At 70.2% G+C, this 12,342-nt stretch carries 13 protein-coding genes and 1 tRNA gene; 8 read left to right on the forward strand and 6 right to left on the reverse strand.

Annotated elements, in window-relative coordinates; translation table 11 throughout:
- Positions 1-210 precede the first annotated feature (210 nt).
- The 3 genes from ACFYWJ_RS30425 (at position 211) to ACFYWJ_RS30435 (ending at position 1,951) form a co-directional block, all read left to right on the forward strand.
- Positions 211-283, forward strand: a tRNA-Lys gene (locus ACFYWJ_RS30425).
- 619 nt (positions 284-902) lie between these two features.
- Positions 903-1,532: a transglycosylase SLT domain-containing protein gene (locus ACFYWJ_RS30430; protein WP_355276867.1), complete on the forward strand. Its 630-nt coding sequence runs from the start codon at positions 903-905 to the stop codon at positions 1,530-1,532.
- A 74-nt stretch (positions 1,533-1,606) separates the two neighbouring features.
- Positions 1,607-1,951 carry a hypothetical protein gene (locus ACFYWJ_RS30435; RefSeq protein ID WP_355276865.1) on the forward strand — a complete coding sequence of 115 codons (345 nt, stop codon included), beginning with the start codon at positions 1,607-1,609 and terminating at the stop codon, positions 1,949-1,951.
- 9 nt (positions 1,952-1,960) lie between these two features.
- On the opposite strand, the gene ACFYWJ_RS30440 is transcribed toward ACFYWJ_RS30435, so the two are convergent.
- Entirely contained in the window at positions 1,961-2,581 is a 621-nt protein-coding gene (locus ACFYWJ_RS30440) for a LysE/ArgO family amino acid transporter (protein WP_355276863.1), read from the reverse strand.
- A gap of 72 nt (positions 2,582-2,653) precedes the next feature.
- Here ACFYWJ_RS30440 and ACFYWJ_RS30445 point away from each other — a divergent pair, with 72 nt between their 5' ends.
- A complete protein-coding gene (locus tag ACFYWJ_RS30445; RefSeq protein WP_355276862.1) occupies positions 2,654-3,553 on the forward strand; it encodes a LysR family transcriptional regulator ArgP in 900 nt (299 codons plus the stop codon).
- A 25-nt stretch (positions 3,554-3,578) separates the two neighbouring features.
- Here the strand turns inward: ACFYWJ_RS30445 and ACFYWJ_RS30450 are convergent, their stop codons facing one another.
- Together ACFYWJ_RS30450 and ACFYWJ_RS30455 are read right to left on the reverse strand one after the other, a co-directional pair.
- Positions 3,579-3,923, reverse strand: coding sequence for a zinc ribbon domain-containing protein YjdM (locus ACFYWJ_RS30450; protein ID WP_355276861.1), 345 nt, complete (start codon positions 3,921-3,923; stop codon positions 3,579-3,581).
- 23 nt (positions 3,924-3,946) lie between these two features.
- Positions 3,947-4,750, reverse strand: coding sequence for an alpha/beta fold hydrolase (locus tag ACFYWJ_RS30455; RefSeq protein ID WP_355276860.1), 804 nt, complete (start codon positions 4,748-4,750; stop codon positions 3,947-3,949).
- A gap of 101 nt (positions 4,751-4,851) precedes the next feature.
- Here ACFYWJ_RS30455 and ACFYWJ_RS30460 point away from each other — a divergent pair, with 101 nt between their 5' ends.
- From ACFYWJ_RS30460 to ACFYWJ_RS30470, 3 genes are all read left to right on the forward strand, one after another.
- The gene (locus ACFYWJ_RS30460; RefSeq protein WP_355277188.1) at positions 4,852-5,163 is read left to right on the forward strand and encodes a metalloregulator ArsR/SmtB family transcription factor; all 312 of its coding nucleotides are present in this window, start codon (positions 4,852-4,854) and stop codon (positions 5,161-5,163) included.
- A 90-nt stretch (positions 5,164-5,253) separates the two neighbouring features.
- Positions 5,254-7,077: a phosphoenolpyruvate carboxykinase (GTP) gene (locus ACFYWJ_RS30465; RefSeq protein WP_355276858.1), complete on the forward strand. Its 1,824-nt coding sequence runs from the start codon at positions 5,254-5,256 to the stop codon at positions 7,075-7,077.
- Between the two features lie 2 nt (positions 7,078-7,079).
- A complete protein-coding gene (locus ACFYWJ_RS30470; RefSeq protein ID WP_355276857.1) occupies positions 7,080-8,714 on the forward strand; it encodes a SulP family inorganic anion transporter in 1,635 nt (544 codons plus the stop codon).
- Between the two features lie 503 nt (positions 8,715-9,217).
- Here the strand turns inward: ACFYWJ_RS30470 and ACFYWJ_RS30475 are convergent.
- Positions 9,218-10,198 (reverse strand): helix-turn-helix domain-containing protein, encoded by a 981-nt coding sequence (locus ACFYWJ_RS30475; protein WP_355276855.1) that lies wholly within the window; start codon positions 10,196-10,198, stop codon positions 9,218-9,220.
- Positions 10,199-10,249: 51 nt separating this feature from the next.
- Here ACFYWJ_RS30475 and ACFYWJ_RS30480 point away from each other — a divergent pair, with 51 nt between their 5' ends.
- Positions 10,250-10,636 carry a cupin domain-containing protein gene (locus ACFYWJ_RS30480; protein ID WP_355276853.1) on the forward strand — a complete coding sequence of 129 codons (387 nt, stop codon included), beginning with the start codon at positions 10,250-10,252 and terminating at the stop codon, positions 10,634-10,636.
- A gap of 261 nt (positions 10,637-10,897) precedes the next feature.
- Here the strand turns inward: ACFYWJ_RS30480 and ACFYWJ_RS30485 are convergent, their stop codons facing one another.
- Positions 10,898-11,764 (reverse strand): hypothetical protein, encoded by an 867-nt coding sequence (locus ACFYWJ_RS30485; RefSeq protein WP_355276852.1) that lies wholly within the window; start codon positions 11,762-11,764, stop codon positions 10,898-10,900.
- Between the two features lie 63 nt (positions 11,765-11,827).
- Entirely contained in the window at positions 11,828-12,292 is a 465-nt protein-coding gene (locus ACFYWJ_RS30490; protein ID WP_355276850.1) for a MarR family transcriptional regulator, read from the reverse strand.
- Between the last annotated feature and the right edge of the window lie 50 nt (positions 12,293-12,342).

The following is a 12,342-nucleotide window of genomic DNA, read 5'->3' on the forward strand; positions in this document are numbered from 1 at the left end:
GAAAGGCCCCGCGACACGACCAAGTCACAATCGTTAGATACGCGGCGGGGCCTCCGCCGTTAACAACGCGAAGGGCTCAGCATTGCCGCTGGTCAGAGCCCGATTTCACTTTCCGGCCCCAAGCCTGTTAATGTTTGTTCCGCACCGGAGAGCGGGGCTGAGAGAGACACCGAGAGGTTCTCTCCCAGAGTCGCGGTCCGAGCAAACCAAGCGCCATTAGCTCAATTGGCAGAGCAGCTGACTCTTAATCAGCGGGTTCGGGGTTCGAGTCCCTGATGGCGCACAACAGACCGCATCCCGGCAGTTACCGCAACTGCCGGGATGCGGTCTTTCTACGTCCGGGTCGCCCGTTCGGTAACGGTCACGAGGTCGTTATCGAAATGCCATGGACACCGGTCGTCACATCACAGCAGTCCCGATCCGGACACGCTGGAGCTGCGCAAACGCTCCCGAAACCAGATTTGGGCAAACTTTTTCTGTGACGCGCGGCACATCGTTCGAGGCGGCAAACCCCCTGCATAGATAACGATTCTGCAACTGCGCGGGGAACCGACCAAGATCGGCAGCGTTTGCCGTTCAGATTCCGTTTACCTTCTGTTCACCCGTCGTGACCATTCTGCAATCAGGTCACAAACAGACCTGCGGTTTGGTTAGCCCCGAGGTATCCAACTTCCGGAGCACAGAACCGAACAGCGCGTGGTCTCCCCGCAGCCAGCTGTGGAGCACCGTGCGACGCGCGGACCGCCATCGAGCGAGTCCGACCACTACAGCGTCGCACATTCCCATACAGACAGAAACAACACATCGCCTGACCGGCGTGCGCCGCTGCGCGCGCTGCGCGATCCACCGCGCCCCCATCGGGGCCCGCGGTCGCCAGACAGAGATGAAGGAACAGAACAGCAATGCTCAACAAAGACAAGCTCAGCACCGTTATCGGCCGTCGTTCGCGCCGTGAGGCGTTCACCGTGGCGGTCGCCGCGGTCGGTCTGGTCGCCGTAGCCGCGTCCTCCGCCGTCTCCTTCGCCGACGACAGCGTTCCCGAGCGTGCTGCCATGGTCGTCGAGCAGGCGGAGAGCATCCCCGCCGTCGGCGCCGCCCCCGCCGTCGAGGCGATCCCCGCCCCGGCCCCCGCGCCCCAGGCCGCTCCGGCCCCCGCGCCCGCTCCCGAGGCCGCTCCGGCCCCGATGCCCGAGCCCGCCGCCCCCGTCTACCCGGACAACCTGGACGGCTGGATCCGCCAGGCCCTCGACATCATGGCCGCCAAGGGCATCCCCGGCAGCTACGAGGGCATCCACCGCAACATCATGCGCGAGTCGACCGGTAACCCCCAGGCGATCAACCTGTGGGACTCCAACGCCGCGATGGGCATCCCCTCCAAGGGCCTGCTCCAGGTGATCGACCCGACCTTCGCCGCGTACCACGTCGAGGGCACCCCCTTCGACGTCTGGAACCCGGTGTCCAACATCGTGGCGGCCTGCAACTACGCGGCGCACCGCTACGGCTCGATGGACAACGTCAACAGCGCCTACTGAGCCAGCTGACGGGTGAACGCCCGCGCCCCGGTCATCGCCGACCGGAGCGCGGGCGTTCGTCGTAGAATCGCCGGGTGCCAGACAGCGCCGATCAGGCACCCGATCACGCGCATTCCGACGCGGCCACCGCCAGCCGCGTCGCCAAGGCCCGTCGGCTGGCCGGCTACCTCTGGGATCGCGATATCCGCGGTGCCGAACTGCTCGCCCTGCCCGCGGCCACGCTGCGCAAGCTGGCCAGGGCCGCCGACACCAATCCGCCGAGCACCGGCGAGACCTGGCAGGTGGTCGCTGACCTCCTCGACCAGAAGGACGCCTGGGCCGCCCGCAACCCCGGCCACGCCGCCGCGGTGCGGGCCAACGCCGACGAGAAGCTGCTCTGGGTGAAGCCGCCCGTCACCCCGTGGACCGCCGGGTCCTGAGCGGCGCCGTCAGGAGACGACCAGCCCGATCGCGAGCGCGAACATGATCACCGCGATCAGCGAATCGAGCACCCGCCACGCGCCCGGCCGCGCGAACAGCGGCCCCAGACGGCGCGCGCCGTATCCCAGCGCCAGGAACCAGACGACGCTCGCGAGCATCGCGCCCGCGGCCAGGAACCAGCGATCCGGGCTCGCGTAGGTACTGGCGAACGACCCGAGCAGCACCACGGTGTCCAGGTAGACGTGCGGATTGAGCCAGGTCAGCGCCAGGCAGGTGAGCACCGACGCCCCGACGGCCACCGAGGCGCCCGCCGCCTCGGCGATCAGCGCCGACGAACTCAGCGCCCGTCGCGCCGCCAGCAGGGCATAGCCGAGCAGGAACGCCGCACCCGCGTACCGCGCCACGATCAGCACCGCGGGCACGGCCTCGACGACGGTCCCGAACCCCGCGACCCCGGCCGCGATCAGGACGATGTCGGACGCCGCGCAGACCGCGATCACCGGCAGCACGTGCTGCCCGCGCACGCCTTGGCGCAGCACGAACGCGTTCTGCGCGCCGATCGCCACGATGAGCGAGAGCCCGAAGCCCAATCCGGAGAGGGCGGCCAGTGCCGCGGAGGATGCCGTCACGTCTTTCGACGTTAAGAGACCATCAATTTTCAGACCAGCTAATGATTCTTCACTACCATTAGAATTTCTTACATGGATCTCCAGCTGGACCAGCTGCGCGCACTGGACGCGGTCCTCACCGAGGGCACCTTCGACGCGGCGGCGCGGCGCCTGAGTGTCACCCCGTCGGCCATCAGCCAGCGGATCAAGGCGCTGGAGGAGGCGGCGGGCCGCATCCTGGTGCAACGCTCGAAACCGGTGCGCGCCACCGAATCCGGGCTCGCGGTGCTGCGGCTGGCCCGGCAGGTGGAGCTGCTCACCGGCGACACCGCCCGCGAACTCGGCGACGTCGACCGCCCCGCCGGGCGGCCGGCGCGGATCCCGATCGCCGTCAACGCCGACTCGCTCGAGACCTGGGTGATGCCCGCCCTGGCCGCGGTGGGCAGCGGGATCTGCTTCGAGCTGCACCGCGAGGACGAGGAACACACCACCCGGCTGCTGCGCGACGGCACCGTGATGGCGGCGATCACCGCGACCGCGACACCCGTCCAGGGCTGCAAGGTCGTCCCGCTCGGCGCCATGCGCTACCAGTCGCTCGCCCGGCCGGATTTCGTGGCGCACTGGTTTCCCGACGGCGCGCGTCCCGACGCGTACGCGCACGTGCCGATGATCCAGTTCGACCGCAAGGACGATCTCCAGTTCCGGCACGTCGGCCGCCGATCACCCCTGCCGATCGACCCGCCGATGCACTTCGTACCGTCGTCCAACGCCTTCGGCGACGCGGTGCGGCTCGGCATGGGCTGGGGCATGCTGCCCGACCTGCAGACCGAAAAGGACAGGGCCACCGGCACACTCGTCAACATCAGCGGCCACGCCCATATCGATGTCCCGCTGTACTGGCAGCAGTGGAAACTCGACTCCCCCGCCCTGAGCAAGACCGCGGCGGCCATCGTGGCGGCCGCCGCGGACAAGCTGATCCAGCCGACGCGCTGATCGGCGAACCGTCACGTGGCGGTGATCAGACCTTCTTCACCACACTGGACTTCAGCTGCATCGGGCCGATGCCGTCCACCTTGCAGTCGATGTCGTGATCGCCGACGCCCTGCACCAGGCGGATATTGCGCACCTTGGTGCCCGCCTTGATGCCGGTCGGGCTGCCCTTGACCTTCAGGGTCTTGACCACGGTCACGGTGTCGCCGTCGGCGAGCACATTGCCCACGGCGTCGCGGATCACGTCGTCACCCGCGTCGTCGGCGCCCGCGGGCGACCACTCGTTGGCGCATTCCGGGCACACCAGCAGGGCGCCGAGCTCGTAGGTGTATTCGCAGGAACAGGCGGGACAAGGGGGCAGCGAATCGCTCATCGGTGGTCCTTCGGGGCGGGTGATCAAGCGGCGGAGAGGAATTCGACGAGGACGCGGTTGATCTCGTCGGGCTGTTCGAGGTAGCCGTAGTGTCCGCAGCGTTCGATCTCGGCGTAGCGGGCGCCCGGGATCGCCTCGGCGACCTCGCGGCAGAACCGCGGCGGCACCATCTGGTCGTCGGCGAATCCGACGACGAGGCTGGGCACGGTGATCCCACGGTAGGCCGCGCGCCGGTCCTGGGAGCGGTCCATGCCCAGCTGGGCGCGGGTGCCGGGAGTGCCCTTGCCCGAGGTGAATTCGAAGATGTCGAGCCACTCCTGGGCCTTGGCCGGGTCGGCCAGGGTGTGCGGGGACAGGTTCAGCATCGCCTTGACCGCCGCCGCGTACTCCGGCGGCAGCGCAATTCCCTTGTCGAACAGCGCCTGTTCACCACGGTTGAGCGTGCTCGACACCGGATGCGGCCGCGCGGTGGCGGCGAACATCACCGCCTTGCCCAGCAGTTCGGGCCGCGCCAGCGCCAGCTCGGCCACCACCCGCGACCCCATCGACGTCCCGACCACATGTGCGGGCGCGCCCAGCTGCTCGATCAGCGCGGCCGTGTCGCCGACCAGGTCGGCCATGCTGATCCCCGCCGCCGATTCCGACGACGGCGCGATCCCCCGATTGTCGACCGTGACGACCTGGAAACCCGCCTTCACCAGGGCGGGCACCTGATAGGTCCGCCAGACCCGGCCGGGACTGCCGCTGCCCATCACGAGCAGGACGAGCGGCCCCGACCCGGTGACGTCGTAGTTGAGCTGGATGCCGTTGAGCGAGGCGAGGGGCATATCTCTCCTGTTAGCCTGTTTGCTAAAGTTAGAAAACACCATACCGCCACAGCAGGACGGGGTTCGCCGCGGTGCCAGGACTGAGCAGGCCGCTGTACCAGATGAAGGCCGACTTCTTCAAAACCCTCGGCCACCCGGTCCGCATCCGGGTGCTGGAGCTGCTCAGCGAGCGCGAACACGCGGTCTCGGAGATGCTGCCCGAGGTCGGCGTCGAGGCCGCGAACCTGTCCCAGCAGCTCGCGATCCTGCGCCGGGCCGGATTGGTGACCGCGCGCCGCGAGGGACTCTCGGTGACCTACGAACTCACCTCGCCGCGCGTGAAGGAGCTGCTGGTCGTGGCTCGCGCGATCCTCACCGGTGTCGTCGCCGGACAGGCCGAACTCCTCGAGAACCCCGAGTCCACCGTGGCCTGATCCTCTCCCCTTTCCCTACCGCTACATCGCCGCCCGCTGATTGCAGACTTTCTAAATTAGCCACCTAGCAAGTTGACAAGGAGAACATCCGTGACCGCGAGTTCCGCGCCGACGACGGTTCCGACCGACCATCCGGCCATCCTGCGCTGGGTCGACGAGATCGCCGCGCTGACCACCCCCGACCGCGTCGTCTGGTGCGACGGGTCCCGTGCCGAATGGGATCGCCTGACCGGCGAACTCGTCGAAAAGGGCACCTTCGTCCGGCTCACCGGCAAGCCCAACTCCTTCTGGTGCGCCTCCGACCCCGACGACGTCGCCCGCGTCGAGGACCGCACCTTCATCTGCTCCGCCGACGCCGCCGACGCGGGACCGACCAACAACTGGGTCGACCCGGTCGACATGCGCACCGTCATGACCGAGCACTACCGCGGCGCGATGACGGGCCGCACGATGTACGTCATCGCCTTCTGCATGGGCCCGCTCGACGCCGCCGAACCGAAGTTCGGGGTGCAGATCAGCGACTCGCCGTACGTGGCGGTGTCGATGCAGATCATGACCCGCTCGGGCACCCCGGTCTGGGAAAAGCTCACCGGCGACACCGAATTCGTGCGGTGCCTGCATTCGGTCGGCGCGCCGCTGGCGGCCGGCCAGGCCGACGTGCCGTGGCCGTGCGACAGCACCAAATACATCGCGCACTTCCCCGAAGCACGCACCATCTGGAGCTACGGCTCCGGCTACGGCGGCAACGCCCTGCTCGGCAAGAAGTGCTTCGCGCTGCGCATCGCGTCGGTGATCGGGCGCGACGAGGGCTGGCTGGCCGAACACATGCTCATCCTCAAACTCACCTCGCCGCAGGGCCGCACGCACTATGTGGCCGCGGCGTTCCCGTCCTCCTGCGGCAAGACCAACCTGGCGATGCTGGAGCCCGCGCTGCCCGGCTGGCAGGCCGAGACCATCGGCGACGACATCGCCTGGCTGCGTTTCGGCGCCGACGGCCGGTTGTACGCGGTCAACCCGGAGGCCGGGTTCTTCGGTGTCGCGCCCGGCACCGGCGCACGCACCAATCCCAACGCGATCGCCACCATCGACCGCGGCAACTCCATCTTCACCAACACCGCGCTCACCGATCAGGGCGACGTGTGGTGGGAGGGCCTGACGAAACAACCGCCCGCGCACCTCACCGACTGGCGCGGCGACGACTGGACCCCGGACTCCGGAACCCCTGCCGCGCATCCGAATTCGCGCTACTGCACGCCGATCGAGCAGTGCCCGTCGGTGGCGCCGGAATGGAACGACCCGACCGGCGTGCCGATCTCGGCGATCTTCTTCGGCGGCCGCCGCGCGAGCACGGTGCCGCTGATCGCCGAGACCTTCGACTGGGCGCACGGGGTGTTCACCGCGTCGGTGCTGTCCTCGGAGACCACGGCGGCGGCCACCGGCGCGGTCGGCGTCGTGCGGCGGGATCCGATGGCGATGCTGCCGTTCCTCGGCTACCACGTGGGCGACTACTTCGCGCACTGGCTGCGGCTGGGCGCGGCCGCCGACGCCACGAAGCTGCCGAAGATCTTCCAGGTCAACTGGTTCCGGCGCGACGTCGACGGCACCTTCCTGTGGCCCGGCTTCGGTGACAACGTGCGCGTGCTGAAGTGGGCGCTGGAACGCCTCGACGGCACCGCCGACGCCGAGTGGACACCGATCGGCTTCGTCCCCACCGCGGGCGCGCTGGATCTGGCCGGGTTCGACGACGCCGACCGCGCGCTGGTCGAACGGGCACTGGCCGTCGACGTGGACGAGTGGGTCACCGAGACCAGGTCCATCGACGAATGGTTCGCCGGCATCGGCGGCAACCGGCTACCGGACGCGTTGCGCGAGCAGCTGGCCGCGCTGAAGTTGCGTCTGCTCGGCAACCGCTGACCATGCGGGCACTGCTGCCGACCTGGTCGGAGTGGAAGCCCGCTTTCCGGGCGCCGGGCACGGATCTGATGGCGGGGCTGATCGTGGCGCTGGTGGCACTGCCGCTGGCGCTGGGATTCGGCATCAGTTCCGGGCTCGGCGCCGCCGCCGGTCTGGCGACGGCGATCGTGGCCGGTGCGCTGGCCGCGGTGTTCGGCGGCTCACGCTTTCAGGTGTCGGGACCGACCGGCGCCATGACCGTGGTGCTGGTGCCGATCGTGCACGAACACGGCGCGTCCGGGGTGCTGACCGTCGGGCTGATGGCAGGTGTGTTGCTGATGGCGCTGGCCTTCGCCGGTGTCGGCCGTGCGGTGCGGTTCATGCCGGCTCCGGTGATCGAGGGATTCACCGCAGGGATCGCGGTCGTGATCGCGCTGCAACAGGTTCCGGGCGCGCTGGGGGTATCGGGAGCCGAAGGCGAGAAGGTCTGGCAGTCGGCGTTCGACGCCGGGCGCCGGTTCGCCGAGCATCCGGACGCGACCGCGCCGGTGACGGCGCTGGCGGTCGCGGTCGTGATCCTGGTCGGCGGGCGGTTCCTGCCGAAGCTGCCGTTCGCGCTGGTGGCCGTCGCGGCGGCGACGATCGTCGGGCGCGTCTTCGACCTGGATCTCGCGGGCATCGGGGCGATTCCGTCCGGCCTGCCCGCACCCTCCCTGAACTTCCTGCACCTGGACGAACTGACCACCCTGCTGCTGCCCGCGCTCGCGGTCGCCACGCTGGCCGCGCTCGAATCCCTGCTGTCGGCGACCGCGGCCGACGCCATGGCCGACGGCACCCGCCACGACCCGGACCGGGAGCTGTTCGGCCAGGGGCTGGCCAATATCGCCGCGCCGCTGTTCGGCGGTGTGCCCGCGACCGGCGCGATCGCCCGCACCGCGGTCAATGTCCGCTCGGGTGCGCGCACGCGCCTCGCGGCGCTGACGCACGCGGCGATCCTTGCTGGCATCGTCGCCCTGGCGGCCGGGCTCGTCGCCGATATCCCGATCGCGGCGCTGGCCGGGGTGCTGCTCGCGACGACCGTGCGGATGGTGGAGGCCGCGTCCTTGGCCGCGATCGCCCGCGCGTCGCGGGGCGACGCGATCGTCATGGCGGTCACCTTCTTCGTCACCGTGGCGTTCGACCTGGTCACCGCGGTAGTGATCGGCATCGGTTTCTCGCTCGTGCTCGCGGTGCGCGCTGTCGCCCGCGAGGCGAACCTGCACCAGGTGCCGTTGGACGCGAGCGACCACCTCGGCGAGGAACACGACCTGCTGCGCGACCACATCGTCGCCTATCGCATCGACGGCCCGCTGTTCTTCGCCGCCGCGCACCGCTTCCTGCTGGAGCTGTCCGAGGTCGCCGACGTGCGGGTGGTGATCCTGCGGATGTCGCGCGTCACCGCCCTCGACACCACCGGCGCCCTGGTCCTCGCCGACGCCGTGCGCAAGCTCCAGCACCGCCACATCACCGTCCTCATGTCCGGGCTGCGCGACGACCATCGCGCCCGCCTCGCCACCATGGGAGCGCTGCCCGCCGGCGGCGACGACGCGGTGTTCCCCGACACCGGCACCGCCATCGGCTACGCCCGCCGTTTCCTCCCCACCCACCGAGCCCACTGAGCACGAGCGCCACCCGACACCGCCCGGCCACTGGGTGCCGCAGCCATCGCGCGGCATCCACCTTGCAGACAGCTGGAGCATCTCCCCCACCGCGACTCGGGCCGGGAATCAGCACGCTGGTGGACGGCACACCTCGCGTGACTCCGGCAACGGAAATCAGCCCGACGGGGTCCGACCGGCTGGCGGAGCCGGGGCCGCGCAGTGGCGCGACGCCGACGTGAGCACGATGTCGATCTGCTGGTCGCAGCGGCGTATCCGGGGCGGTGCACGGAACCGGCTGTGGGACAAGAGAGCCCGCGTCTCACGCGGGGTCGGTGCGGAACTGTCTGCGGTAGGCGGCCGGGGTGAGGCCGTTCGCGGTGGCGAGGTGGTGCGCAGGTTCACCGTGGTGCCGAGGCCGCGTGGTGGCGCGACGCCGATGTGAGCGCGATGTCGATCTGCCGGTCCCCGCGGTTGTCCGAGTCGGGGCGTCGAACTGGCTGTGGTGCAAGGGAACTCGTGGATCAGGCGGGGTCGGTGCGGAACTGCCTGCGGTAGGCGGTCGGGGTGAGGCCGGTGGCGGCGGCTAGGTGGGTGCGCAGGTTCACCGTGGTGCCGAGGCCGCTCGCGGTGGCGACCCGGTCGATCGGGAGGTCGCTCGCTTCGAGGAGGCGGCGGGCGTGGTCGAGGCGGCGGGCGGTGAGCCAGGACAGTGGGGTGCAGCCGAGTTCGGCGCGGAAGCGGCGGTGCAGGGTGGCCACGCTCACGCAGGCGTGGGCGGCGAGGTCGGCGACCGTGATCGGTTCGGTGGCATGGTGTTCGGCCCATTCCACCGTCGATGCCAGGGACGGGCCGGGGTCGCGGGGCACCGGGCGGTCGATGAACTGGCGCTGGCCGCCGCGGCGGTGCGCGGCGAAGACCAGGCGGCGGGCGACCGCGGTGGCGATCTCGGTGCCGTGATCGCGGCCGACCAGGTACAGGGCGAGGTCGAGGGCCGCCGCGCTGCCCGCCGAGGTGAGGATGTCGCCGTCGTCGATGAACAGCACGGCGTCGTCGACCGCGGTCCCGGGGAAGCGGCGGCGGAACTCGGCCGCCCACTGCCAGTGCAGGGTGACGGTGCGGCCGGTCAGCACCCCGGCCTCGGCGAGGGTGAACGCCCCGCTGCACATGCCCACCAGCCGGGCGCCACGGGCGTGCGCGCGGGCGATCGCCGCGAGGACGGCCGGGTGCCGTGGGGTGCCGGTGTCGGGGCGGTTCGGGACGATCACGGTGTCGGCGGCGTCGAGCAGGGTGAGGTCGGCCAGGCCGGTCATGGTGAAGAAGTTCTGCCGCATCGGCACCTCGCGCCGGTGCGCGCAGAGCCGGAAGTCGTAGAGCAGGCCGCCGATCTCGGGCCGCTCGATCCCGAACACCTCCGTCATACAGGCGAGCTCGAACGGATTGGACCCATCGTCGACGAGCGCCGCGATACGGTGCAGTCCCGGCTGCGAGAAATCTTGCGACATGTGCCATTCATCGCACTGTTCGGCCCGCCACCGCAACCGCGACGATGAGGCATGACCGATCGACCGATGAATATCGACACCGCGCTCGCCACCTTCGACGCCCTGTGGAGCCCGCGCATCCTGGCCCAGGTCAACGACTGGGACGTCCGCCTGGCCAAGGTGCGCGGCGAACACCTCTGGCACGCCCACCACGACACCGACGAGTTCTTCCTCGTCCTAGACGGCACCCTCGATATCGATCTGCGCGCACCGGACCGTCGAATCACCCTGCACCGCAACGACACCTACGTCGTCCCGCGCGGCGTCGAGCACCGCCCGTCCTCGGCCGAGGGCGCCACGCTGCTGCTGTTCGAACCCGCGGGCACCCTGACCACCGGCGACTATTCGGGCGACGTCCCCGACCACATCACCGCCACCACCGGCACCGCGCTCACCTGAGGCGGGACACCCCCGGCCGATGACCTGAGCGCACCGATTCCACGCCCCGGCCGAATACGGCAGCGGCGGCGCTGCCCAGCCGGACTGGAGGGGTCGGAGGCCACGGGCCGACCGCAGAAGGGCAGCGCAACCCAGCCGGATGGGGCCGGAGGCCGAACACAGAGGGCCGACGTAGCCCAGCTGGCCGGAGGCCGGAGGCCACACCGCCGAGATCCGCCGGACCGGGCGCGACAGTCACGACCGCAGCGGAGGTTCGTCCGGTCAGCCCGCAGTCGCGGCGAAATACGCGGTGCGCACGGCGACCTCCGGCGGGGGCGCGAAGTCGGGGTTGCCCGAGCCGAGCGGGCCGACCTTCACCGTCCAGGTACTCGACGATGTGTCGACCGCAGTGCGCGCGTTCGCGGGCTGCAGCACCACGTCGTGGCCACCATCGCAGGAGTACGCGCCGACCAATCCGTCGGAGCGCCCACCCCAGGCACCGCCGACCCGGATGCGGCAGTGCCTGCCGTCGGCCAGTTCCAGCGCCCACGGCTCGGGCGACTCGGTGCGACCGACGGGCGTGAGCTGCGGCGTCACCGTGTAGCGGCGCAGCGTGCGCTGCCACGGATCGCTCGCGCAGAGCAGGGTGGTGTTGCCGGGCGGCGCCCAGCAGACATCGGCCGAGTCGGCGGACGCGCCGCAGCCGGAGTAGATGCCGGGAGTGTTCCCCGAGCGGCTGGGTTCGGCGTATTTGCAGTCCAGCGCGCCGTACGGATCGGGGCTGACGACGGTGAAGCCGTCACTTGCCTGACCGGCGGCGGTCACCGCGACGACCGAGACGACGGTGGTCGCCGGGCCGGACGGGGCGAGGATGATCTGGCCCGAGGTGACCGGCGCCCCGGGGTCGGTCGTCGGGCCGGGTGTCCCTGGCTGCCCGGACGCCTGAGTCGGCGTCGCGCCCGACGGACCCGGCCGCTCGGTCGCCTGGGTTGGCGTCGCGCCGGACGGTGCCGGTTGCGCCGTCGACTGGGTCGGCGTCGCACCCGACGGTTGCCCAGTCGGCGTCGCGGAATCCGGCGACGACGAACATCCGGCGACGACGATCAGCGCCGCGCCCACCGCACCGGCAACTCTTGCTCGAACAGTCACAGCCACCCCTGGGTTCGACGAGCCCGACCTACGCGTTGTCCATCGACCGGCAGCGCGAGTCCGCTAACCAGGCAACGTGGTTCGGGCGTCGCTCGCCCCGACAACCTTCGCCGACAGCGACCGGATCGCGTCGCTCTCGGCCGCGTCGAGCCGGTCGACGAACACATCGCGCACCAACTCGACATGCTCGGGCGCGGCCCGGCCGAGCACCGCGCGCCCCTCCTCGGTCAGCGAGACGACGATCCCGCGCGCGTCGTCCTCGGCGGGCCTGCGGTCGACGAGCCCGCGCGCGGCCATCCGGGCCAGCTGCTTGGACAGGCGGGACTTGTCCCAGCACACCTCGCTCGCCAGTTCCTTGGCCCGCAGGCACCCGTTCGGCGTGGCGGAGAGCGGCACCATCAGCTCGTAGTCGGCCATCGACAGGCCGTGCTCGGCCAGCCCGGCCGCGATCGCCGCGTCCAGCCGCTGGCGCATCCGGATATAGGCCTGCCAGGTCTGCTGCTCTTCCTCGGTCAACCATCGGGTCACGGGAATGATCCTAGAACCCATTTGGTTGACATGGAAACAAAGCACGTGAC

It is taken from the genome of Nocardia sp. NPDC003269 (genome assembly GCF_042888005.1).
Taxonomy (GTDB): domain Bacteria; phylum Actinomycetota; class Actinomycetes; order Mycobacteriales; family Mycobacteriaceae; genus Nocardia.